Annotated in this window: 23 protein-coding genes and 1 pseudogene; 11 read left to right on the top strand and 13 right to left on the bottom strand. The window is 67.8% G+C overall.

The window, feature by feature from the left end:
• Window positions 1-3: 3 nt before the first annotated feature.
• The gene (locus H5411_RS19580) at window positions 4-1,257 is read right to left on the bottom strand and encodes a primosomal protein (RefSeq protein WP_101435891.1); all 1,254 of its coding nucleotides are present in this window, start codon (window positions 1,255-1,257) and stop codon (window positions 4-6) included.
• A 154-nt stretch (window positions 1,258-1,411) separates the two neighbouring features.
• On the opposite strand from H5411_RS19580, the gene H5411_RS19575 reads away from it, so the two are divergent.
• The gene (locus H5411_RS19575; protein ID WP_183124570.1) at window positions 1,412-3,916 is read left to right on the top strand and encodes a DEAD/DEAH box helicase; all 2,505 of its coding nucleotides are present in this window, start codon (window positions 1,412-1,414) and stop codon (window positions 3,914-3,916) included.
• On the opposite strand, the gene H5411_RS19570 is transcribed toward H5411_RS19575, so the two are convergent.
• Both H5411_RS19570 and H5411_RS19565 read right to left on the bottom strand, forming a co-directional pair.
• A complete protein-coding gene (locus tag H5411_RS19570) occupies window positions 3,903-4,460 on the bottom strand; it encodes a hypothetical protein (protein ID WP_246369074.1) in 558 nt (185 codons plus the stop codon). The genes H5411_RS19575 and H5411_RS19570 overlap by 14 nt on opposite strands.
• 241 nt (window positions 4,461-4,701) lie before the next feature.
• Window positions 4,702-5,283 carry an NAD(P)-binding domain-containing protein gene (locus H5411_RS19565; protein ID WP_183124568.1) on the bottom strand — a complete coding sequence of 194 codons (582 nt, stop codon included), beginning with the start codon at window positions 5,281-5,283 and terminating at the stop codon, window positions 4,702-4,704.
• Window positions 5,284-5,356: 73 nt separating this feature from the next.
• On the opposite strand from H5411_RS19565, the pseudogene H5411_RS19560 reads away from it, so the two are divergent.
• A pseudogene (locus H5411_RS19560) lies at window positions 5,357-5,659 on the top strand (winged helix-turn-helix transcriptional regulator); the annotation flags it as partial.
• 5 nt (window positions 5,660-5,664) lie between these two features.
• Here H5411_RS19560 and H5411_RS19555 read toward each other — a convergent pair.
• Window positions 5,665-6,594, bottom strand: coding sequence for a sugar-binding transcriptional regulator (locus tag H5411_RS19555; RefSeq protein ID WP_220817165.1), 930 nt, complete (start codon window positions 6,592-6,594; stop codon window positions 5,665-5,667).
• 184 nt (window positions 6,595-6,778) lie between these two features.
• Here H5411_RS19555 and H5411_RS19550 point away from each other — a divergent pair, with 184 nt between their 5' ends.
• The 6 genes from H5411_RS19550 (at window position 6,779) to H5411_RS19525 (ending at window position 12,696) form a co-directional block, all read left to right on the top strand.
• A complete protein-coding gene (locus H5411_RS19550) occupies window positions 6,779-7,786 on the top strand; it encodes a zinc-dependent alcohol dehydrogenase family protein (RefSeq protein WP_183124566.1) in 1,008 nt (335 codons plus the stop codon).
• The gene (locus tag H5411_RS19545) at window positions 7,773-9,119 is read left to right on the top strand and encodes an ABC transporter substrate-binding protein (RefSeq protein WP_101440805.1); all 1,347 of its coding nucleotides are present in this window, start codon (window positions 7,773-7,775) and stop codon (window positions 9,117-9,119) included. The genes H5411_RS19550 and H5411_RS19545 overlap by 14 nt, the downstream gene beginning before the upstream one ends.
• On the top strand, window positions 9,116-10,048 hold the full coding sequence (locus H5411_RS19540; RefSeq protein ID WP_183124565.1) for a carbohydrate ABC transporter permease: 933 nt from the start codon (window positions 9,116-9,118) through the stop codon (window positions 10,046-10,048). The genes H5411_RS19545 and H5411_RS19540 overlap by 4 nt, the downstream gene beginning before the upstream one ends.
• 89 nt (window positions 10,049-10,137) lie before the next feature.
• Window positions 10,138-10,926: a carbohydrate ABC transporter permease gene (locus H5411_RS19535; protein ID WP_101440804.1), complete on the top strand. Its 789-nt coding sequence runs from the start codon at window positions 10,138-10,140 to the stop codon at window positions 10,924-10,926.
• 12 nt (window positions 10,927-10,938) lie between these two features.
• On the top strand, window positions 10,939-12,021 hold the full coding sequence (locus tag H5411_RS19530) for an ABC transporter ATP-binding protein (protein WP_101435885.1): 1,083 nt from the start codon (window positions 10,939-10,941) through the stop codon (window positions 12,019-12,021).
• A gap of 111 nt (window positions 12,022-12,132) precedes the next feature.
• A complete protein-coding gene (locus tag H5411_RS19525) occupies window positions 12,133-12,696 on the top strand; it encodes a DUF3995 domain-containing protein (protein ID WP_183124564.1) in 564 nt (187 codons plus the stop codon).
• A 1-nt stretch (window position 12,697) separates the two neighbouring features.
• On the opposite strand, the gene H5411_RS19520 is transcribed toward H5411_RS19525, so the two are convergent.
• The gene (locus H5411_RS19520) at window positions 12,698-13,288 is read right to left on the bottom strand and encodes a TetR/AcrR family transcriptional regulator (protein ID WP_101435883.1); all 591 of its coding nucleotides are present in this window, start codon (window positions 13,286-13,288) and stop codon (window positions 12,698-12,700) included.
• Between the two features lie 51 nt (window positions 13,289-13,339).
• On the opposite strand from H5411_RS19520, the gene H5411_RS19515 reads away from it, so the two are divergent.
• Window positions 13,340-14,140, top strand: a complete 801-nt coding sequence (locus tag H5411_RS19515; protein WP_183124563.1) for a class I SAM-dependent methyltransferase — start codon at window positions 13,340-13,342, stop codon at window positions 14,138-14,140.
• A gap of 7 nt (window positions 14,141-14,147) precedes the next feature.
• Here the strand turns inward: H5411_RS19515 and H5411_RS19510 are convergent, their stop codons facing one another.
• From H5411_RS19510 to H5411_RS19500, 3 genes are read right to left on the bottom strand one after another with little or no spacing between them, the layout of a single operon-like run.
• Window positions 14,148-14,342, bottom strand: a complete 195-nt coding sequence (locus tag H5411_RS19510; protein WP_037356317.1) for a ferredoxin — start codon at window positions 14,340-14,342, stop codon at window positions 14,148-14,150.
• Between the two features lie 40 nt (window positions 14,343-14,382).
• Window positions 14,383-15,588: a cytochrome P450 gene (locus H5411_RS19505; protein WP_183124562.1), complete on the bottom strand. Its 1,206-nt coding sequence runs from the start codon at window positions 15,586-15,588 to the stop codon at window positions 14,383-14,385.
• Window positions 15,589-15,600: 12 nt separating this feature from the next.
• Window positions 15,601-16,827 carry a cytochrome P450 gene (locus H5411_RS19500; protein WP_183124561.1) on the bottom strand — a complete coding sequence of 409 codons (1,227 nt, stop codon included), beginning with the start codon at window positions 16,825-16,827 and terminating at the stop codon, window positions 15,601-15,603.
• Window positions 16,828-17,032: 205 nt separating this feature from the next.
• On the opposite strand from H5411_RS19500, the gene H5411_RS19495 reads away from it, so the two are divergent.
• Both H5411_RS19495 and H5411_RS19490 read left to right on the top strand, forming a co-directional pair.
• A complete protein-coding gene (locus H5411_RS19495; RefSeq protein WP_101435880.1) occupies window positions 17,033-17,665 on the top strand; it encodes a TetR/AcrR family transcriptional regulator in 633 nt (210 codons plus the stop codon).
• A gap of 139 nt (window positions 17,666-17,804) precedes the next feature.
• The gene (locus H5411_RS19490; RefSeq protein ID WP_101435879.1) at window positions 17,805-18,341 is read left to right on the top strand and encodes a DUF4232 domain-containing protein; all 537 of its coding nucleotides are present in this window, start codon (window positions 17,805-17,807) and stop codon (window positions 18,339-18,341) included.
• 14 nt (window positions 18,342-18,355) lie between these two features.
• Here the strand turns inward: H5411_RS19490 and H5411_RS19485 are convergent, their stop codons facing one another.
• The 5 genes from H5411_RS19485 to deoC all read right to left on the bottom strand — a co-directional run bounded on the left by H5411_RS19485 (window position 18,356) and on the right by deoC (window position 23,150).
• Window positions 18,356-19,204 (bottom strand): helix-turn-helix domain-containing protein, encoded by an 849-nt coding sequence (locus H5411_RS19485; RefSeq protein WP_101435878.1) that lies wholly within the window; start codon window positions 19,202-19,204, stop codon window positions 18,356-18,358.
• A gap of 140 nt (window positions 19,205-19,344) precedes the next feature.
• Window positions 19,345-19,584: a hypothetical protein gene (locus H5411_RS19480; RefSeq protein ID WP_101435877.1), complete on the bottom strand. Its 240-nt coding sequence runs from the start codon at window positions 19,582-19,584 to the stop codon at window positions 19,345-19,347.
• Between the two features lie 297 nt (window positions 19,585-19,881).
• Window positions 19,882-20,748 carry an aldehyde dehydrogenase family protein gene (locus H5411_RS19475; RefSeq protein WP_101435876.1) on the bottom strand — a complete coding sequence of 289 codons (867 nt, stop codon included), beginning with the start codon at window positions 20,746-20,748 and terminating at the stop codon, window positions 19,882-19,884.
• A complete protein-coding gene (locus tag H5411_RS19470; RefSeq protein WP_101435875.1) occupies window positions 20,741-22,174 on the bottom strand; it encodes an aldehyde dehydrogenase family protein in 1,434 nt (477 codons plus the stop codon). Before H5411_RS19470 ends, H5411_RS19475 begins: the two co-directional genes overlap by 8 nt.
• 1 nt (window position 22,175) lies before the next feature.
• Window positions 22,176-23,150, bottom strand: coding sequence for a deoxyribose-phosphate aldolase (gene deoC, locus H5411_RS19465; RefSeq protein ID WP_183124560.1), 975 nt, complete (start codon window positions 23,148-23,150; stop codon window positions 22,176-22,178).
• Window positions 23,151-23,177 lie beyond the last annotated feature (27 nt).

The following is a 23,177-nucleotide window of genomic DNA, read 5'->3' as shown; positions in this document are numbered from 1 at the left end:
GGTTCAGACCACCGTGAGGCGGTTCTCGAAGTCCTCCACCAGCTTGCGCCAGGCGCTCTGCTCGGCGTCGAACGGAGCGCTCGGCTCGAGCCGGCTCGGGTCCGGCCGCAGCACGAACGACACCAGCCAGCCGAGGCTTTCGTTGGCCGCCAGCGCGGTTTCGACGGTGTCGTCGCCCGCCCATTCGGCGGCGTCGGTGATCAGCTCGACGGCCAGCTCCAGCTGGGTCGGGTCGATCGACTCGGGGCCCTCGGCGATGTCCTCGTCGAGGCCGGGGAACACGTAGGTGTTGTCGGTGTCGACCTCGATCTCGAGCTCGTCGGCCGCCGCCTTCTCGCGCACCTCGTCCCAAGTGGACACCTCGGCGAGGTCGGTGTCGGCGAGCTCGTCCCCGGCCTTGATCGCCTTGAGCAGCGCCTTCGGCGAGCTGAACACGTCGATCTCGCCGTCGTTGCCGAGGAACACCGGCTTGTCGTCGAGGTAGCAGCGCAGCGTGTAGTACTCCGCACCGGAGGTGACGATCTTGATCGGGTCGATGCCGACCTCGCCCCAGAAGCCGACCGGCTCGTCCTCGGCGTCCTCGTCCTCGGTGTCGACCGCTTCGAGGTCTTCCGGCCCGCCGTCTTCTTCACCGGCCTCCGCCTCGGCGGATTCCTCGTGGAAGGCGGCCAGCTCTTCGGCGGTCTGCTCCAGCACCGCGGCGTCGACGTCCGGCACGGTCACCAGGTTGTCGATCGCGTCGAGCACGGTGTCCCACTTCTCGGAGACGGCCTTCGACAGGTCGTTCCACAGCGCTTCGCCCTCGCGCCCGGTGAACGGCAGCCGGCCCTGCTCCAGCAGCGAGAAGCCCTCGTAGGCGTCGAGCACCTCGTGCACCTCGTCCAGCTCGCACACGTCGGCGAGCGAACGCACGATGCCGACGATCTCGGCGAGTTCGCCGATCGTCCACGAGTCCGGCTCCTCGGCGACCAGCTCGGGCACGCCGACGAGGTCGTAGGAGTGGTCGTCGTCCGGGATCAGCTCGGGCACGTTCAGCGCGGGCACCGCGTCCCACGCCGGGTGGTCGAGCAGGTCGTGCTGCTCGGACGTGCGCACGAAGGCGGCGAGGTGCGCGGCGTCCGGGAAGGCGTACAGGTCGTCCTCGTCGCCGAGGAACGCTTCCCACTCCTCGCCGTCCTCCCGCCACCGCGGGGCCCAGAGGGTGACCACGTCGCCCTGCGGCAGCCCGAGCTCGATCGGGATGATGTCCTGTGCCATTGCCGAATCCTCCGCGAGTACCGCCCGTGTGCGCGCCCGCCTGCCTGTGGCCCCTCCGGCGACGCGCGGTACCGGAAGCCTACGGGTTAGGGCAAGGGCCCGCGATCTCCCCTGCACCTGCGGCCGGGCCCGGGATGGCACGATAGGTGCCGCGATGACTCTCACCGACCTCCTGCCAGCGGATCCCGACGCAGATGCCCTGTTCGAAGCCTTCACGACGTGGACGGCGGAGCGGGGCATCGAGTTGTACCCGGCGCAGGAGGAGGCGGTGATCGAGGTCGTCTCCGGGGCCAACGTCATCCTGTCGACGCCGACCGGCTCCGGCAAAAGCCTCGTGGCGGTCGGCGCGCACTTCACCGCGCTCGCGCACGGCAAACGCAGTTTTTACACCGCGCCGATCAAGGCCCTCGTCTCGGAGAAGTTCTTCCAGCTCATCGACATCTTCGGGGCCGACCAGGTCGGCATGATGACCGGCGATTCGAGCGTCAACGCCGATGCTCCGATCATCTGCTGCACCGCGGAAATCTTGGCGAACATCGCGTTGCGCGACGGTGCCGACGCCCCGGTCGGCCAGGTCGTCGCGGACGAGTTCCACTTCTATTCGGAACCGGACCGCGGCTGGGCGTGGCAGGTCCCGCTGATCGAGCTGCCGAACGCGCAGTTCGTGCTCATGTCGGCCACGCTCGGCGACGTTTCGTTCTTCGAAAAGGACCTGACCCGGCGGACCGGGCGGCCGACCGCGGTGGTCACGTCGGCGCAGCGGCCGGTGCCGCTCACCTTCCGGTACGCGCTCACGCCGCTGCACGAGACGATGTCCGAGCTGCTCAACGGCGGCCAGGCACCGGTGTATGTCGTGCATTTCTCGCAGGCCGCGGCCATCGAGCGGGCGCAGACGCTGATGAGCATCAACGTCACGACCAAGGCGGAGAAGGAGGCGATCGCCGACCTGCTCGGCGACTTCCGGTTCTCCGCCGGGTTCGGCAAGACGCTTTCGCGGCTCGTGCGGCACGGCATCGGCGTGCACCACGCGGGCATGCTGCCGAAGTACCGCCGGCTGGTCGAAACGCTCGCGCAGTCCGGCCTGCTGAAGGTGATCTGCGGGACGGACACCCTCGGCGTCGGCATCAACGTGCCGATCCGCACGGTGGTGTTCTCGGCGCTGACGAAATACGACGGCGTGCGGCAGCGGCATCTGAAGGCGCGCGAGTTCCACCAGATCGCCGGACGCGCCGGCCGGGCCGGGTACGACACCGACGGTTACGTGGTCGTGCAGGCCCCGGACCACGTGGTGGAGAACGCGAAGGCGCTGGAGAAGGCGGGCGACGACCCGAAGAAGAAAAAGAAGATCGTCCGGAAGAAAGCGCCGGAGGGCTTCGTCAACTGGACCGAGAGCACGTTCGACCGGCTGATCGCGGCCGAGCCGGAACCGCTCACGTCCAGCTTCCAGGTCAGCCACTCGATGCTGCTGAACGTGATTTCGCGGCCGGGCAACGCGTTCGACGCGATGCGGCATCTGCTCGAGGACAACCATTCGGACCGTCCGACGCAGCGGAAGCTGATCCTGCGGGCGATCGAGATCTATCGTTCGCTGCTCGCTGCCGGCGTCGTGGAAAGGCTGCCCGAACCGGACGCCGAGGGACGCATCGTCCGCCTGACCGTCGACCTGCAGTTCGATTTCGCGTTGAACCAGCCGCTTTCGCCGTTCGCGCTGGCCGCGATCGAACTGCTGGACATGGAATCGCCGTCGTACGCGCTGGACGTGGTGTCCATTGTGGAATCCACGGTGGACAACCCGCGGCCGGTGTTGTCGCAGCAGCAGTTCAAGGCGCGCGGTGAAGCCGTGCAGGCGATGAAGGCCGAGGGCATCGAGTACGACGAGCGGATGGAGCTTCTCGAATCCGTCACGTACCCGAAACCGTTGGAGGAGCTGCTTAACGCGGCTTATCAGTCCTATCGCGCCGGACACCCGTGGGTGGCGGATTACGAGCTGTCGCCGAAGTCGGTGGTGCGCGATATGTACGAGCGCGCGATGAACTTCGTGGAATACGTGGGCTTCTATCAGCTCGCGCGTTCTGAGGGTTTGGTGCTGCGCTACCTCGCCGACACTTACGACGCGTTGCGGCACACCGTGCCGGACGAGGCGAAAACCGAATCGCTGCAGGACCTCATCGAATGGCTCGGCGAACTGGTGCGCCAAGTCGACTCGAGCCTGCTGGACGAATGGGAAGCGCTGCGGCATCCGGACGAGGAAGGCCCGGTCTCGCACCGGCCGCCGCCCGAGCCGCCCGCGGTCACGCGCAACGAGCGGGCCTTCCGCGTGCTGGTGCGCAACGAGTTGTTCCGCCGGGTGGAGCTGGCTTCGCGCCGGGCGTACGACGAGCTGGGCGCGCTGGACGCCGCCTCCGGTTGGGACGCGGACGCGTGGGAAGACGCGATCGAGGACTACTTCGACGAGCACGATTCGCTCGGGATCGGCCCGGACGCGCGCGGTCCGGCTTTGCTGCTGATCGAGCAGGAGCCGGATCTCTGGCGGGTGCGGCAGATCTTCGACGATCCGGCTGGCGACCACGACTGGGGGATCAGCGCGGAGGTCGATTTGCGCGCCTCGGACGAGGCGGGCAGCGCGGTGGTCCGGATCGTGGACGTCAACCAGCTCTGAGCAGCCGGGTTTCCGGTCGCCGGACGAGCAGCACGGCGAGCATGATCAGCGAGAACGCGGGCATCGGGTAGCCGAGCGCGATCCCGGCGGCGGTGTCCGCGATCGGCGCGGCCAGCCCGGCGGTGAACACCCAGGTGGGCGCGGGCCGCGGTTTGGCGGCGGTGGACCACGGCGTGCGCGACCACGGCTTGGCGACCGAAATCCAGACCTGGAACGCCAATCCGCTCGCCATCAGCGCACTGCCCGCGGCTAGCTGCCACACCGGTACGGCGGTCGCGGCGGCCTGGGTGAGAGCAGGAGAGAGCAGGAAAATCCCGGCGTACAGCTGGATGAGCGTCAGGCCGAATTTGACCAGAACCCACCAATGCCGGAAGAAACCCCAGGCGGTGGCTCCGGCGAGAAGCAGACCGGTGAACGCGGCGGTGTTCGCCATGGGCGCGAGCAGCACGGCGTCGAGCCGTTTGGCCATGAGCATCGCCGGGCCCGCGTGGTGTCCGTCGAGCGCGACCAGCGTCAGCACGCACAGGGAGAGCGCCTGGCTCATCCATGCTACTGACGAGATTACGTGGAGCCATACCACTGTTTGCCGCCATCGCGGGGAAACCCGAGTCACCGGGCCAGTTTCGCGGCCGATCGGCGACTCGGGCATCCGGTGAAACCACCCAATTCGACCCTGAGGTCAGCTCTGGTCGCTCAGGGTCGGCGGTAACGCGGGAGCGGCCGCACGAGTGACCGCGAATCCACTGTGGACAGAAATGCGTGCGCAGTCGGTCGTGACAGGCGATTCAGGCGCTCATGAGCATGGATCGCGCGTCCAGGCCGTCGAACCACAGGCCGATCGCCAGCCCGGCCGCGGCTTCCAGCAGGGCGGCTCGGTCCAGTCCGCCAGCGGGCAGGGGAGTGCAGCCGACGTCTCGGACCAACTCAGTGGCCACGGCGACAGCCTCCGGGGCACCACAGAGCGGGACGCCGAGCGGGCGGCCTTCGAACAGCGGCGGGGTCATCCGCCAGACGTCCACGTGCGCGAGGTTGAACGCCTTCACCACCGATGCACCCGGGGCGTATCCGGCGATGCGAGCGGCCATCGGTTCGCCGGTCGCGCCGGGCGTGTTGGTGCAGTCGATCAGGACTTTGCCGGACAGGTCGAGGGGAGTGAGCAGGGCTTCGAGGGCGGTGGTGGGGACGGCCAGCAGAATGGCGTCCGCTCGGGCGGCGGCGTCGGCCCAAGACAGAACCTCCGCACCGAGTTCCGCTGCCAGGGCGGCGGCGTGCGAAGGGGAGCGGCCGGACACGGTCAGGTCGTGCCGGGTCCATTGGCCGCCGAGGGCGGACGCCATGCCGCCGGTGCCGAAGAGGGCGATGCGCATGGGAAGGTCTCCTGTCGTCGCGTGGTTGTACGGAAGCGACGTTATGGACCACGGCAGGAACCGAAAGGTAACTATGGAGTTCATCGCCGACTGCCGCACCCGGCTCGCATTCGACCTGGTGGGCAACACGTGGCATCCGGTCGTGCTGTGGGCGTTGAAGAACGGCCCGCTGCGGCACGGCGAGCTGCGCACGCGCATCGGCGGGATCAGCGCGAAGGTGCTCACCGAGGCGGTGCGCAAGCTGGAACGCGACGGGCTCGTCGAGCGCGCTTCGGGGGCATATCAGCTCACCGAACTCGGGGTGAGTTTCCTCGGGCCGATCGAGGGATTCGGGCGCTGGGCGGCGGAATACGGCGATCAGGTGCTCGAAGCGCAGCTAGCTCACGAGGGCAACGGCCTCGCTCGCGCTAGTTCGAGCAGCGGTACGGCCGCCGCGGCGTCGGTGACCAGTGTCGACACCAGCCCGGACCGCAGCACGGCGTCCACGGCCTCGGCTTTCGGCCGGCTGTAACCGATCGCGATCACCTCGGGGACCGCCATCAGCTCCTCGTGGCTGATCGCGAGCACGTGGTGCGCCAGTCCGGTGCCGAGCGAGTTGCCGTCCGCGTCGAACAGCCGCGCGGCGACCTCGGCGGTCGCGCCCCGGGCGGCGATGGCGGCGCGTTCGGCCTCGTCCAGGGCGTCGTACACAGTGGACTCCCCGGCCTCCCACGAACCGATGCTCACCACGGCCTTGGTGAGTTTCCCGAACTGCGCGAACGTTTCCGCGATGCCCGGCTGGTGCCGCAGGATCTCGGTGGTCCGCCGGTCGGGCAGGACGAGCGGGCCGAAAATCGGGTACGAATCGCCGCCGGACACCGACGTCACGCGGCTGACCGTCTCCACCGAACGGCCGCGCATGTCCATCCCCGCCTGCACTCCGCACAACTGCACGATCGGGCAGCGCGGCAGGGTCCGGATCGCCTCGGTCATCGCGTTGACCGACCGCGCCCAGGACAGCCCGATGACGTCGTCCGGGGTGGCGATCTCCTCCAGCAGCCGGGCGGCCAGCGCGCCGACCTTCGTGCGGACGATCTCCCTCGGTTCCTTCTCGGCTGCTCGTTCGAGCACGAGCACGCGGTCCAGCCGGTAGGCGCGGCGGATGTCGTCGGACAGTTCGACGTCGATCGGCGCGGGCAGGTCGAACTCGATCCGCACCAGCCCGCTTTCGAGCGCCGTGTCCAGCATCCGCGCGACCTTGAAGCGGCTCACGCCGAACTCCTCGGCGATCTCCAGCTTCGAGGCGCCCTGCACGTAGAACCGCCTGGCCATGGTCGCCAGCAACAGCGTCTCGGTCAGCGGCGGTGACCCCTTTTTCCTGCTCACATGAGCAGGATAGCGCAAAAATGAGCTTTGCTGGTTGACGGATCCCCAGGTTGCGGCCTCTAATGCCTACGCATGTTACTACGGCATAAGTCAAAATCGCTCAAATGAGCACCTTGGAAGGTGATGACGCATGCGCGCCGCGATCGTGGACCGGCCCGGGGAGATCCGGGTCGGCGAGGTTCCCGATCCGAAGCCCGGGGAGCGCCAGGTCGTCGTGAAGGTGGGTGCCTGCGGGATCTGCGGCACGGACCTGCACATCGCCGACGGCCACTTCCCGCCGACCCCGTATCCCATCGTTCCCGGGCACGAGTTCTCCGGGGAGATCGTCGAACTCGGCGCGGACGTGCCCGCCGAGTGGAAGCTCGGCGACCGGGTCGCGGTCGACCCGTCGATCTACTGCGGATACTGCACCCCGTGCCGTTCCGGGCACGGCAACCTCTGCGCGAACTGGAACGCCACCGGCGACACGGTCAACGGCGCGTTCGCCGAGTACGTCGCGGTGCCCGCCGACACCTGCTACCGGATGCCCGACTCGATGACCTGGGAACAGGGCGCGCTGGTCGAACCCGTTTCCTGTGCGGTGCACGGCGTGCGCCGGATCGGCGTGGAGGCGGGCGAACGTTTCCTCGTGGTCGGCGCGGGCACGATGGGCCTGATCATGCAGCAGCTGCTGCTCCGTGCGGGCGCGCACGTGACGATGGTCGACCGCAACGCCGCACGGCTGCCTCGCGCGACCGACCTCGGCGCGACCGCGGTGGCCTCCGATGTGTCCGAATTGGACGAGGAGCGCTTCGACGCCGCGGTGGACTGCACTGGCGCGGCACCCGCCATCGAGGCCGCGTTCAACGCGCTTCACCGCGGTGGCCGGTTGCTCGTGTTCGGGGTCGCCCCGGCCGAAGCACGTGTCGCGCTTTCGCCCTTCCGCATCTACAACGACGAAATCACCATCGTCGGTTCGATGGCCGTGCTGAACAGCTACGGCAACGCGCTCGACCTGGTCGCGAACGGCTACATCGACACCGAAGCGCTGATCACCGACACGCTTCCGCTCGAGCAGTACCCCGAGGCGCTGGCGAAGATGCGCAGCGGGTCCGGCCTCAAGATCCAGGTGCTGCCCGGAGGTGGTGGCGGTGCGTAAACTCCTGTGCCTCCTGGCCGCGACAGCGTTGTTAGTGACGGGATGCGCCGGAGCCGGGGCGCTCGGCACCGGCGGGCGGACACTGGTCGTCGCGATCGTGTCCAATCCGCAGATGAAGGACGCCATCTCGCTCAAGGGCGAGTTCGAGCAGGCCAACCCCGGGATCAAGCTCAAGTTCGTCTCCCTGCCGGAAAACGAGGCAAGGGCGAAGATCACCGCGTCCACCGCCACCCAGGGCGGCGAGTTCGACGTGGTGATGATCAGCAATTACGAGGCTCCGCAATGGGCGGCCAACGGCTGGCTGGAGAACCTCGAACCGCACATGAAGGCGACGCCGGGGTACGACGAAGCCGACTTCATCCCGAGCATCCGGCAGTCGCTGTCGTATGAGAACCAGATGTACGCGGTGCCGTTCTACGGCGAATCGTCCTTTGTGGTCTATCGCAAGGACCTGTTCCAGAAGGCCGGGCTGAACATGCCGGCGCATCCGACGTGGGAGCAGATCGCCGATTTCGCCGCGAAACTCGACGACAAGAAGGCCGGTGTAGCCGGGATCTGCCTGCGTGGCAAGCCGGGCTGGGGCGAGAGCCTCGCGCCGTTCACGACGGTGGCGAACACCTTCGGCGCGCAATGGTTCGACAAGAACTGGAACGCGAAGCTGACCAGCCCGGAGTTCACCCAGGCGGCTAACTTCTACGTGAACCTGCTGCGCGAACACGGCGAGGTCGGCGCTTCCAGCGCCGGGTTCACCGAATGCGGCACGAAGTACGCCCAGGGCAACGCGGCGATGTGGTACGACGCCACGTCGATGACCGGCACCACGGAAGACCCGAAGACCAGCCACGTCGTCGGCAAGAACGGCTACGCCGCCGCTCCGGTGGAGAAGACCCAGGCGAGCGGCTGGCTCTACACCTGGGCGCTGGGCATTCCGAAGGTCGGCAAGAACAAGGACGACGCCTGGAAGTTCATGGCGTGGATGACGAACAAGGAGTACGCGAAGAAGGTCGGCGAGACCTACGGCTGGAACCGGGTGCCGCCGGGCACGCGCAAGTCGACCTATGAGATCCCGCAGTACAAGGAAGCCGCGAAGGCCTACGCCCAGCCGACGCTGGACGGCATCGCGGCGGCCAACCAGCAGAAGACGATGGCGAACCCGGTGCCGTACCCGGGCATCCAGTTCGTCGGGATCCCGGAGTTCCAGGACCTCGGCACCCGGGTGAGCCAGCAGCTGTCCGCCGCGATCGCCGGTCAGACCTCCGTCGCCGACGCGCTCGCGCAATCGCAGAAATACGCGGAATCCGTCGGAAAGTCCTATCAGGAGGTGCAGCGATGAGCACCCTCTCCGTCCCCGCCGGAACCGCGCCGGCGACCGTGAAGCCCGCTGCGAGGAAAGTGACCGGTTCGGCCGGGAAACGACGGCTGCCGCTGCTGCCCGCGCTGATCTTCGTGATCGCGGTGACGCAGATTCCCTTCCTGCTCACCGTGTTCTACTCGTTCCAGTCGTGGAACCTGGTGCGGCCGGGCTCGCGGCATTTCGTCGGGTTCCGCAACTACATCGACGTCTTCACCGACACGACGTTCCTCGGCGCGCTGCTGAACACAGTGGTGCTCACCGTGGTTTGCGTGTTCCTTTCGCTGTTGCTCGGGCTCGGGCTCGCCGTCCTGCTGGACCGGAAGTTCTTCGGTCGCGGCTTTGTCCGGACGCTGCTGATCACACCGTTCCTGATCCTCCCGGCGGCCGGTGCGCTGCTGTGGAAGACGACAATGTTCGACCCGACGTACGGGCTGCTGCATTTCGTGTTCGGCACGGACACGGACTGGCTTTCGCAGTTCCCGCTGGCCGCGGTGATGGCGCAGATCATCTGGCAGTGGACGCCGTTCATGACGCTGCTGATCCTCGCCGGGCTGCAGAGCCAGTCGAAGGAGGTGCTGGAGGCGGCGTCGGTGGACGGCGCGAGCCGCTGGCGCACCTTCGTGTCGATCACGCTGCCGCATCTGTCGCGGTTCCTGCAACTGGCCACGCTGCTCGGCGCGATCTACATCGTGAACAGTTTCGACGCGATCTTCCTGATGACGCAAGGCGGTCCGGGCACGGCCAGCACGAACCTGCCGTTCTACATCTACCAGCGCGCGTTCGAGGGCTTCGACATCGGACAGTCGTCCGCGATGGGCGTCGTGGTGGTCATCCTGACGATGATCGTCGCCACGTTCGCGCTGCGGCTGATGTTCCGCGCGTTCTCCGTGGACGGAGGAGTCAAGTGAGCACCGCAACCGCCACCGCGTCGCCCGCCGCCACCGACACCGCGCCGCCTCCTCGGCGCAGGACCAAACGCCGCTACGGTCCGGGCACGCTGACCGTCGCGACCTGGATCGTCGCGATCCTCTTCGTTTTCCCGTTGCTGTGGATGATTCTCACCGCGTTCAAACAGGAAAACGACGCCTACACCGATCCGCCGAAGCTGTTCTTCAGCCCGACGTTCGACCAGATCTCGAACGTCCTCAACAGCGGTTTCCTGCCGTACCTGGGAAATTCGGCGTTCGTCACGGTGATCTCGACGCTGCTCGTGCTGCTGCTGGGAATTCCGGCCGCGTACGCGCTGTCGCTGGCCCCGGTCAAGGGCACGAAGAACGCGCTGGGCTTCTTCCTGTCGACCAAGATGCTGCCGATCGTGGCCGCGATCATCCCGCTGTACGTCATCTCGCAGAACACCAACCTGCTGGACACGGTGTGGGCGCTGATCATCCTGTACACCGCGATGAACCTGCCGCTCGCGATCTGGATGATGCGGTCGTTCTTCCTGGAAGTGCCCGGCGAAATGATCGAGGCGGCGCGGATCGACGGCGCGAATCTGCCGACGCTGCTCCGCAAGATCATCATGCCGGTGGTCGCGCCGGGAATCGCCGCGACCGCGCTGATCTGCGTGATCTTCTCCTGGACGGAGTTCTTCTACGCGGTCAACCTCACCGCCGCCCGCGCCGGCACCGTGCCGGTGTTCCTGGTCGGCTTCATCACGAGCGAGGGCCTGTACTGGGCCCAGCTGTCCGCCGCCGCGCTGCTGGCCTCGCTGCCGGTGATGATCGTGGGCTGGATCGCGCAGAACCATTTGGTGCGCGGGCTGTCCATGGGCGCTGTGAAGTAAGGGAGAACGCAGATGTCCGCTGAAGTGATCTACGACCAGGCGTCGCGTATCTACCCCGGGAACCCGGGCGTCCGCGCGGTCGACCAGCTGAGCCTCGAGGTCCCGGACGGCGAATTTCTCGTGCTCGTCGGCCCGTCCGGTTCGGGCAAGTCCACCGCGCTGCGGATGCTCGCCGGACTGGAAGACGTCAACGAGGGCTCGATCCGGATCGGCGACCGCGACGTGACCGACCTGCCGCCGAAGGACCGCGACATCGCGATGGTGTTCCAGTCCTACGCGCTGTACCCGCACATGACGGTCGCCGACAACATGGGTTTCGCGTTGAAATTGCGCGGTTTCTCGTCGGCCGACATCAAGAAGCGGGTCGACGAGGCCGCGACGATGCTCGACCTGTCGCGGTACCTCGACCGCAAGCCGAAGGCGTTGTCCGGCGGGCAGCGGCAGCGGGTCGCGATGGGCCGGGCGATCGTGCGCGAGCCGAGCGTGTTCCTGATGGACGAGCCACTGTCCAACCTGGACGCGAAACTGCGCGTGGAAACCCGGGCCAACATCGCGAAACTGCAGCAACGGCTCGGCACGACGACCATCTACGTGACCCACGACCAGGTCGAGGCCATGACGATGGGCGACCGGGTAGCGGTGCTGAAGGACGGCGTGCTGCAGCAATGCGATTCGCCGCGGTCGTTGTACGAGAAGCCGGCGAACTCGTTCGTGGCCGGTTTCATCGGGTCGCCGGCGATGAACCTGGCGACCCTGCCCCTGACCGACGGCGGCGTTCAGCTGGGCGACCTGGTGGTGCCGCTGCCCACCGAGGTGCGGACAGCGGCGGCTGGGCTGTCCGAGATCGTCTTCGGGATCCGGCCGGAGTCGCTGCGCCTGGTCGGCGAGGCGGACGAGGGCTTCGAGCTGGTGGTGGAGCTGGTCGAAGAACTGGGCGCGGACGCGTACCTGCACGGCAAGGTCGGGGACGACCGATTCGTGGTCCGGGTCGACGGACGGACACCGCCCCGGATCGGCGACAACGTCCGGGTGGCGTTGCGCGGCGAGGGCGAGACGCACGCGTTCGATCCGAAGACGACGCTGCGGCTGGGCTGAGCGGAGGTGTCGGTGCCGGTGCTCTCCGGCACCGACACCTAGCTCTCACGGGGGAGATGCCTCCCCCGCGCGCCCGATCCTTTCCGCTGCATTTCGCGCGAGGCTTGGCGCATGTCGCTGAAGCAAGCGGAGCTGAGCAAGTGGCCGGGTTACGTCGCCGCGGCCTGGGGATTGCTGTTCGCGGTCCCCAGCTTCGTCTGGGCGACCGGCAACACCTTCGGCGCGCAATCGACGGTGTCGCCGCCGCTGGTCAAACTGGCGCAGGACCGGGTGCCGTGGTTCGTGGCCGTCCTGGTGATCACTGGTCTGCTGAAGGTTTTCGGTGCCGTGATCGGCGTCAGTCTGACCCGGCCGCTCGGCCGATGGCTCAGCCGGGCGATGGTGCTCTGCGGCGGTGGTGCGGCGATCCTGCTGACCTGGCACGGCGGGCTGTTCGTCGTGCAGGGCGTGCTGGTCAAGACGGGAGCCTTCGCGGTCGAACCCACTGCGCTGGTCAACTGGTATCTCTACCTCTGGGGGCCGTGGTTCATCGCGGGTGGTCTCGCGTTCGCCGGAGCCGCCGCGCTTTACCTCAGGCGCAGCGATGACCGGCGCACGTTGACGCGGTACGGAGCGGTCGGCGCGCTCGGTGCCTTGGCGCTGTCGATTGCCGCGCTCGCGACAGGTCTTGGCTGAGTCAGCGGAGGGCTCCGGCGAGGACGGTGGCCGCCATCTGCCGGACGGCTTCCTCGCTCGGAGGCTCCCCAGTCCGATCGGCGAAGAGCAGATGACCCGCCCCGATGAGCGTCGGAGCCAACGTCTGTACATCGGCATCCGGAGCGAGCCGGCCGAGGTTTCGTTCCGCGGCAAGGTAATCCGCGAGCACGTTCGCCGCGTCGGTCGCCAGCGGAATCCCCGGGCCCGGCCGCGCCGCCCGGAGCCGGTGCCGGAGTTCGTCGCGGAAGGTGATCAGGGCGACGATCGACACCGCGACTGACGAGAAGACTTCGGTGAGCACCTCGGCCACCGTTTCGACCACGTCGCCGGTTCCGGCTCCGGCGCGCAGGTCGTCCGCGCGGGCTTCGAGCCGATGGATCCGGTCGAGCACCAGAGCGGCGAGGAACGCGTCGAAATCCTCGAAATGCCGGTGCAGCACGCCCTTCGCGCAATCCGCTTCGGTGGTGACGGCGCGGCTGGTGAGTCCGCTCGGCCCTTCGCGCAGCAAAACCCGTTCCGCGGCATCGAAAAGCTGGGCGCGCACGTCGCGGAGATGGATCCCGGTGGGCAACTCGACCGTCCTCTCTAGCCATAGTGGGCGCTTGCCCACTATGGTGGGCACATGCCCACTTTACCCGGTTCCGAACCGCATCAGCACCGGACCATGGCGGAATCGTTCGGCGTCGATCCCGAGCGCTACGACCGAGCCCGCCCGCGTTACCCGGACGAGTTGGTGACCGCTGTCCTCGCGGCGAGCCCGGGGAAGGAAGTTCTCGACATCGGCTGCGGTACCGGCATCGAAGGGCGGCAATTCCTCGCGCGCGGCGCGGTGGTGCTCGGCGTGGAGCCGGACGCGCGGATGGCGGAGTTCGCGCGGCGCGATTTCCCGGTCGAGGTCGCGAAATTCGAGGACTGGGACCCGGCGGGACGGACGTTCGACGCCCTCGTGTCCGGACAGGCATGGCACTGGGTCGAGCCGGGCGCGGGAGCCGCGAAGGCCGCACGGGTGCTCCGTCCGGGCGGCCGGTTCGTCGCGTTCTGGCACGTCTTCATGCCGCCGGAAGAAATTTCGCACGCCCTGGCGGACGCGTTGCGCCGGGCGATGCCGGACTCGCCGTTCAGCGGCAACTACCTGAAAAGCCCCAGCGCACAGGCCTATCAGCCGATGCTCGACAAGGCCGCGGCCGGCCTGGCCGGGACCGGCGCGTTCGCCGAAGCGGAGAACTGGCATTACGAATGGACGCAGGACTACCGCCGCGACGAGTGGCTGGACCTGCTCGCCACGCAGGGCGGCGTCACCGTGGCGACTCCGGAGCAACGCGACCAGGTGCTCGCCGAGGTCGGCGAAGCGATCGACGCGCGCGGCGGCCACCTGACGACGAAGTACTCGACCGCCGCGGTGACCGCCGTCCGCTTGTCCTGACCGCCGGTCACTCCTCCAGCGAAAGCGCTTGGCTCGGGCAGATGTTCACGGCCTCGCGCGCCTTCTCGACCAGTTCGCCGTCCGGAGTGTCGTTGAGGACGATGACCGTGCCGTCGTCCTCGCTCTGGTCGAACAGCGCGGGCTCGGTGAGCACGCACTGGCCGGCGCCGACGCACTTGCCGGTGTCCGCGATGATCTTCATGATGGCCTCTTCCTGGCTTGTGGTGGGAGCACTCTGATCTCTACCAGGTCACCGGCAACTGGTACAGGCCGAAGATCGTGGCGTCTTCCTTCACCGGGATCTCGTCGACCGGCAGCACGCTCTTCAGCGTCGGGATGCGGCGGAACAGCGTGTCGAACACGATCTGCAGCTCCATCCGCGCCAGGTTCTGGCCGAGGCACTGGTGCGGTCCGAACCCGAACGCGACGTGGTGGCGCGCACCGCGTTCGAGGTCGAGCTTTTCCGGGCTCTCGAACACCTCCGGGTCCCAGTTCGCGGCGTAGCCGAGCACGAGCACGCCCTCGCCTGCTTTGATCGTGACGCCGCCGATCTCCACGTCCTCGGTCGCGACCCGGGCGGTCGCGCCTTCGACGATCGTGAAGTAGCGCAACAGTTCCTCGACCGCGAGGAGCGTCTTGCCCGGATCGGCCTCGATCGTCGCGCGCTGCCCGGGATTCTCCAGCAGCCCGATGGTGCCGAGCGAAATCATGTTCGCGGTCGTCTCGTGCCCGGCGACCAGCAGCAGGAAGGCCAGCCCGATCATCGCGTCGTGGTCGTAATTGCCCTGCTCGCGGCGTTTGACGATCTGCCTGCCGAGGAGGTCGTCAGTCGGGTCTTTCTCTTTCGCCGCGACGAGGCCGCTGAGGTACTCGCGCAGTTCCTCGGACGCCTTCTTGCGGTCCTCGATACTGGTGCTGCGCCGGATGAGCGCCATCGTGCGCTGCTGGAAGTAATCGTGATCGGTGTACGGGACGCCGAGGAGCTCGCAGATCACCAGCGACGGCACCGGCAGCGACAGTTTTTCCACCAGGTCCGCCGGTTTCGGCCCGGCGAGCATTTCGTCGATGAGCCCGTCGACGATCTCCTGGATCCGCGGCCGCATCGCCTCGACGCGCTTCACGGTGAACTCGCCGAGCACCTCCCGGCGGGCCTCGCCGTGCTCGGGCGCGTCCATCCCGATCATGGCTTTCTGCTTGGTGTTGCTGAGGATCGCGGCCCCGCCCTCGGCCAGGAACGGGAAGCCGGGCAGGAACCGGTCGGAGGAAAACCGGCGGTCGCCGAGGATCTGCCGGGCTTCCGCGTGCCGCGTGGCGACCCAGGCTTGTTTGCCGCCGGGGATCTGCACCCGGGTGAGCGCGCTTTCCTCGCGCATCCGGACGTACTGCTCCGGCTGGGAGAACGGGCAGGTGCGGGCGACCGGCATGCGGAGTTCTTCAGTGGCAGTCATCGTTTCCCCCCTTCACCAGCTCACCGGGAGGCAGTACAGCCCGAAGACGCCGGAATCGTGTTTGAACGGCAACTGCTCGACCGGCACGGCGAGACGCAGCGTCGGGATGCGGCGGAAGAGCGTGTCGAACACGATCTGCAGCTCCATCCGGGCGAGGTTCTGGCCGAGGCACTGGTGCGCGCCGAAGCCGAAGGCGACGTGGTGACGGCCGCCGCGGGTGATGTCGAGCCGCTCGGGCTCGGGAAAGACCTCGGGGTCGAAGTTGGCCGCGTAGCTCAGGCCGAGGACGCCCTCGCCGGCCTTGATGGTGACGCCCGCGATGTCGACGTCCTCGAGCGCGACGCGCGTGGTGGCGAGTTCCGCGATGGTGAAGTAGCGCAGCAATTCTTCGACGGCGTCGAGGGTTTTGCCCGGGTCCTCCTTGATCGCGGCGAGCGCGTCGGGGTTCTCCAGCAGCGCGACGGTGCCGAGTGAAATCATGTTCGCCGTGGTCTCGTGTCCGGCAATGAGCAGCAGGAAAGCCAGCGACACGAGGTCGTCGTGGTCGTAGGCGCCTTCCTCGCGCTTCTTCGCGATCTGGCGGCTGAGCAGATCGTCCGCTGGTGCGGTTTCCTTGAGGGATACCAGCTTGGACAGATAATTCTGCAGCTCTTCGACCGCGTGCCCGCGCTCTTCGACGCTCGATTCGCGGTTGAGGATCTGTGAGCTGTGCTTCTGGAAGAAGTCGTGGTCGGAGTACGGGACGCCGAGCTGTTCGCAGATGACCAGGGACGGCACCGGAAGCGAAAGCGCCGACACCAGGTCGGCGGGCTGGTCGCCGGCCAGCATCGCGTCGATGTGCTGGTCCACGATCTCCTGGATGCGCGGCTGCAGCGCCTTCATCCGCTTGACGGTGAACTCGCCGACGACGCTGCGCCGCGCCGGGCCGTGTTCCGGCGCGTCCATCGCGATCAGCGACGGGCGCAGCTTCGGGCGGCGCTGCTGGCCGTCCTTGAACAGGATCGGGAAACCGGGGTTGAAACGGTTCGAGCTGAACCTCGGGTCGTTCAGCATCGCCCGGAGGTCCTCGTGCCGGTTCAGCACCCAGGCGCGCTGGCCGCTGTGTTCGAGCTCGACGTAGTGCGCGCGAGCGTCGCGGAAACGGTCGTAGCCCGGTGGCGGCGCGAACGGGCACGTGCGCTTCATCGGGAACGCGGCCCGCTCCGGCTGTGTGCGGCTGGGCTGGGCGACTTCGGTCATCTGAACCCCCTGTGGTGGGTTTGCCCCGTTACGGAATGAATGTGGAGGATTACATTCCGGTTCACTGCCCAAGGTACCGAAGTGGAGGATCTTCGTCCACTAGCAACGGGGTGACAATTGCTGTCCGCCCCAGGTTGCGGGCACGTTTGCGCAGTTGGTCCGGCGTGCGAGAATGCGCGCCAACCGGGAAGAGGAAAGGCCGGGTATGAGTGCAGACCCCGAGACACCGCTGCGGGCGGACGCGCAACGCAACCGCGACCAGATCATCGCCGCGGCTCGCGCCATCTTCGCCAGCCACGGTCCCGAGGTCCCGATGGAGGAGATCGCGCGCGCCGCAGGTGTCGGCGTAGGCACCCTCTACCGGCGCTTCCCGGACCGCGACGCGCTCATCCGCGCGGTGGCGGTCGACAACTTCGCGGGCGTGCTGGACGACGCGAAGCGGCTGTCAGTGGAAGCGCCGACGGCGTGGGACGCCTTGGTGCAGCTGCTGTATCAAGGCGCGGAACTGCAGTTGTCGATGCAGCTGGCGATGCTGTCGCAGCGTGCGCACGAAATTCTCAAGAATGACCCCGAGGTGGCTCGCCTGCGCGAAGCGGTTCTGCTTGAGGTCGATGACCTGGTGCTCCGGGCGCAGGCCGAGGGGTCGCTGCGGAAAGACGTGGGCGCGGGTGACGTCGCGGTGCTGTTCGCCCGCATCGTGCGGCAGTTGCCCGCGCATCGGCTGAAGATGCCGGAGCTGGCGACCGCCCGCAGCATCGCCATCATGATCGACGGCCTGCGCGCCGGCCCGGTCACTCCGTTGCCGGGGCGGCCGATCGGCAAGGAAGACTTGCTCTGACCGTCTTTTGGGACGCGACGGGCCGTCCGGGGTTGCCCCGGCGGGGGTGATCTCACATCGGGTCATCGTCTTCCGGGTGCGGACGTCTTATCTCGTGAAGGCCGGTGCGGAGCCGCCGGAAACACGAGAGGGGACGACCATGAAGAACATCTGCAGGATCGCCGTTGCCGTCGCTGTCGCCGGAGGCGCTGCCGCGCTCTTCGCGGGGACGGCCGGCGCCACGACCGCGGAGTCGTCGGCATTGCCGTGCACGGCGAATCAGTTCAGCACCAAGCTCGTCTACGGCGGCGCAGGCGCGGGCCAGCGTCAGGCGGCGCTGCAGTTCACCGCGAACCCCGGCGAACGGTGCGTCTTGCCTGGCCGGGCCGATGTCGACCTGGTCGGAGCCCACAACGTCCTGGTCAACAACGAGGCGCCGGCCGACGCCCCGCCGGTGCTGATCGCGAACGGTTCGTCGGCGTACGTACCGCTGCACTGGACCGCGATCGGGTCCGACGACGAGCAGCAGACGCCGAACGCGGTGACCGTCACCGCTCCGGCCGACTCCAACCCGCACGGGGACCCGATCGACCCGAATGTGTCGGTGGACTGGACCTTCGGTGCGGTGGACGCCAACGCGGACAGCCACACGCTCGACGTCGGCGCGCTGACGTCTGGCGAAGCGCCTGCGGCGTAAGGGATTCTCCGCGGTCAGTCGGGCGGGGCTGCGCGGGTGAGCGCATCGAGCGCCCGAAGCAGCACCGCCCGGGCCGCGTCGCCCTCGGCCGCGACTGTCCACAGTAGATCCGCGACCTCGTGGTACGGGTCGACGTCGCTCGCGATGTGCTCGCCCTCCGGGGTTTCGACCATCGCGACGTCGTCGACGACCCAGAAGTCCGCGGTGACCGGATAGGGCACGACAACGTCCGCGGGGATGATCCCGAAGCGGATATTGGGGGTGCCGAGCAGTGCGAGCAGCTTGTGCACCTGCGCGATCATCACGTCCCGCGGCGCGTTCGGATAACGCAGCGCGGCCTCGGAGGTGAGCAGTTCGATGGTCCGGCCGGGTTCGTAGAGGATCTGCTGGCGTTGCATTCGCGCCCGGACCGCCTCGGTGATGTCCTGGTCGCCGCCGTGGATCCGGGCGTGGGCAAGCAGCGTATGCCGTGCGTACTCCGGGGTTTGCAGTAATCCGGAGACAATTCTGAGGTCTACCGCGCGAATTCGTAGCGCTCGCGCCTCGCGGGCAATGGATTCCTCTTGCCGGGCCCGATGTCCCTCGCGGACTTTGTCTTTCCAGCTGGCGTGCGCGTCGCGGACCTCGACCAGCTGCTCCCGCAGCTGTTCGGCCAGCTCCGGAGGTCCGCCGACCGCGGCGACCCAGGCGTCGAGGTCGTCGTCGCCGACGGTCTGCCTGCCGTTTTCGATCTTGCTGACCTTGGGCGCGTTCCAGCCGATGGCCTTGGCGAAGTCCTTTCCCGTCTCGAAGCCCGCGTCGACCCGGAGCCGGCGCAGGCGATCGCCGAGCTCTGCCCGGCGTTTCTCGAAACTGGTAGGCACTCGCCCTCGCTATCGCATGCGGAATTCCTCGAACCCGAGGGCATCTTCCCACACCTGGGGTCGAGTTTCGAGAAATCCTGGGTGGCTAGTGCCTCTGAATCGCCGGGATGCCTTGCCTTGCCCGCGCAGGCCCGTCGTGCTCAGGCTTCCCGCGGGAAGAACTTGAGCAGGCCGGCGGGGATTTCGACGGCCGTCTCGGTGTCCGGCATGCCGCGTTCGTGCAGTTGCCGCAGCGCCTGCTCGTCGGTAACCCGGTATCCCTGGACGACGTACGTGCCGCGGTTGGTGCGATAAGCGTTGGGGCAGTTGCCGCCCGCGCTGGTGGTGCCGAGGAACTCGAGGTCGAGTGCTTCTTCGGACTGAGCGGGATGCAGGGTCATGCGGAGTCCTCCTGACGTGCTGACAGCGCCCGTACCGGACACGGGGCGGTCGAAATTTCCCCAATGGCACATGTTGGCAGAGAATTTCGCGAAAGGATAGAGTCGAGACGCGAAATGCTGAGGCCCGGCGGTCCTCAGGCGAGTCCGGTGTCCGCGACCGGTGAGGTCGATCGCGGACAGCGGGGGTGCTGTGTGTTCGGCTGCCGTCCTGCCCGCGCGGACGGCGACGTGTACGGCGGCAAACAAAAACCGCCGTTCCGGGGCAACCGGAACGGCGGTTCGCGTGGAACTCGACGGTCAGACGCCGATGGGATGCCAGACGGTTTTCGCTTCCAGGTACCGCCGGAGGCGGGACAGGTCTGGTTCGGCGGTCCAGTCTGATTCGGCGTCGGGGACGGACAGGACTCGTTTCACGGTCCCGGCCGCTTCCTGGGCCAGGGTGACGCGGTCCTCGGAGGTGGCGCCGGTCGGGTCCAGGGCGTTGACGTCTCCGTGGGAAGCCAGCCATGGGCCCAGTTCCGCGGCGCGGCCGGTCAGGATGTTCGCGACTCCGCCGGGGACGTCGGAGGTGGCCAGGACCTCGGACAGCGTGATCGCGGGCAGCGGGCGCTCCGCGCTGGAGACCAGGACCGCCGTTGAGCCGGTGGCGAGGACGGGAGCCAGGACCGTCACCAGGCCCAGCAGGGAGGACTCTTGCGGGGCCAGGACGCCGACGACGCCGGTCGGCTCGGGCGTGGTGAAGGAGAAGTACGGGCCGGCAACCGGGTTGGCGGCACCCAGGACCGACGCGATCTTGTCGGTCCAGCCCGCGTACCAGACCCAACGGTCGATGGCGGCGTCCACAAGGGACTCCGCCTTTTTCGCCGGGACGCCTTCGCAGGCCGCTACCTCGGCGGCGAACTGGGCGCGGCGGCCTTCCATCACCTCGGCCACGCGGTAGAGCACCTGGCCTCGGTTGTATGCAGTTGCCGACGACCAGCCGGGGAAAGCCTTGCGGGCGGCGGACACCGCGTCGCGCAGATCCTTGCGCGACGCGTGGGCCGCGTTGGCCAGGAAGGAGCCCTTGGCATCGGTGACGGGGTAGACCCGGCCCGATTCCGAGCGGGGGAATTTGCCGCCGATGTAGAGCTTGTAGGTTTTGGCGACGGAAATCCGGTCAGACATTGAGGTAGGCCTCCAAACCGGTGCGTCCGCCTTCGCGGCCGAAACCGGACTCCTGGTAACCGCCGAACGGGGCGGCGGGGTCGAAGCGGTTGAACGTGTTGGCCCAGACAACGCCGGCCCGGAGCTGGTTCGCCATCCACAGAATGCGCGAACCCTTCTCGGTCCAGATGCCCGCCGACAGCCCGTACGGCGTGTTGTTCGCCTTCGCCACGGCCTCTTCCGGCGTGCGGAAGGTGAGGACCGACAGCACCGGGCCGAAGATCTCCTCGCGGGCGATCCGCATCGACTGGTGGACTTCGGAGAACACGGTCGGCGCGAAGAAGAACCCGCGGTCCGGCACCGGGCACGGGCTGGTCCAGCGCCGCGCGCCTTCCGCGTCGCCGGATTCGACCAGGCCGCGGATCTTCGCCAGCTGCTCGGCCGAGTTGATCGCGCCGACGTCGGTGTTCTTGTCCAGCGGGTCGCCCAGCCGCAGCGTCGACACCCGGTACCGGAGCTTCTCCAGCACCTCCTCGGCCACCGATTCCTGCACCAGCAACCGCGAGCCCGCGCAGCAGACGTGGCCCTGGTTGAAGAAGATCCCGTTGACGATCCCCTCCACCGCCTGGTCCAGCGGTGCGTCGTCGAACACCACGTTCGCCGCCTTGCCGCCGAGTTCCAGCGTCAGCTTCTTGCGGGTGCCCGCGACGGTGCGCTGGATCAGCTTGCCGACCTCCGTGGAGCCGGTGAACGCGATCTTGTCGACGTCCGGATGCTCCACAATGGACGCTCCGATGTCGCCCGCTCCGGGCAGGATGTTCACCACGCCCGGCGGCAGCTCCGCCTGCTGGCAGATCTCGGCGAAGACCAGCGCGGTCAGCGGGGTGGTCTCAGCGGGCTTGAGCACCACGGTGTTGCCGGTGGCCAGCGCCGGGGCGATCTTCCACGCCAGCATCAGCAGCGGGAAGTTCCACGGGATCACCTGGCCCGCGACGCCGAGCGGCTTCGGGTCCGGGCCGTAGCCCGCGTAACCGAGCTTGTCCGCCCAGCCCGCGTGGTAGAAGAAATGCGCGGCCGCGGTAGGCACGTCGGAATCGCGCGACTCCTTGATCGGCTTCCCGTTGTCCAGCGTCTCCAGCACCGCCAGTTCGCGCGAGCGTTCCTGGATCAGCCGCGCGATGCGGAAGAGATATTTCGCCCGTTCCGTGCCCGGCATTTTCGACCAGACCGACGTGTACGCCTTGCGCGCGGCCTTCACCGCGGTGTCCACATCGGACTCCGACGCGGTGCCGACCTCGGCGAGGATCTCCTCTGTGGCCGGGTTGATCGTCTTCAGCGGCTCGCCCGAGCCGTCGACGAATTCGCCGTTGACGAACGGCTTGTAGTGTTCTTTCAGATTGGCCAGTGCGCGCGATTCCGGCGCGGGCGCGTATTCGAAGATGCCCATGTCAGTCCACCGTCACGTAGTCAGGGCCGCTGTAGTGGCCGTCCACCTGGGTGCGCCGCTGCAGCAGCAGGTCGTTGAGCAGGCTCGACGCGCCGAACCGGAACAGCTCCGGCGTGAGCCACTGCTCGCCCGCGACCTCGTGCACGGCGACGAGGTACTTGATCGCGTCCTTCGTCGTCCGGATCCCGCCCGCGGGCTTGACGCTGCGCAGTTCGCCGGTGCGCTCGTGCCAGTCGTGCACCGCCTGCAGCATCACGTGCGTGACCGGCAGCGTCGCTGCGGGCGAGACCTTTCCGGTGGACGTCTTGATGAAGTCCCCGCCCGCCAGCAGCGCGAGCCAGGACGCGCGGCGCACGTTGTCGTACGTCGCCAGCTCGCCCGTTTCGAGGATCACCTTCAGGTGTGCCGAGCCGCAGGCTTCTTTCACGGCGCGGATCTCGTCGAACACTTCCAGGTAGCGGCCTTCGAGGAAGGCTCCGCGGTCGATCACCATGTCGACCTCGTCCGCGCCGGCCTCGACGGCCAGCCGCGTGTCGGCCAGCTTCACTTCGCGGCTCGTGCGGCCAGCCGGGAAGCCGGTGGCGACGCTCGCCACCCGCACGCCACTGCCCGCGAGCGCTTCGACGGCCGTCTCCACCAGGTCCGGGTACACGCACACGGCCGCGACGCGCGGGCAGTCCTGCCGTTCGGGGTCCGGCCGCATCGCCTTGGCGGCGAGGCCTCGGACCTTGCCGCGGGTGTCGGCTCCTTCGAGCGTGGTCAGGTCGACCATCGACACCGCGGTGTCGATCGCCCACCGCTTGGCTTCTTTTTTGATGCTCCGGGTCGCGAGTCCCGCTGCGCGCTGCTCGACGCCGACCTGGTCGACACCGGGCAGCCCGTGCAGGAACCGCCGCAGGCTCGCTTCGTCGCGAGTGACGTCCGTCAGCGGCGACGGGGTGTCCGGTGCCGCTGACGGGCTGGTGGTAGCTGTCATACCGCTGAGTGTAGGTGCGCGACAGCA

Source organism: Amycolatopsis echigonensis, from assembly GCF_014174495.1.
GTDB lineage: Bacteria > Actinomycetota > Actinomycetes > Mycobacteriales > Pseudonocardiaceae > Amycolatopsis > Amycolatopsis echigonensis.
This window is presented reverse-complemented; position numbering and strand designations above follow the sequence as displayed.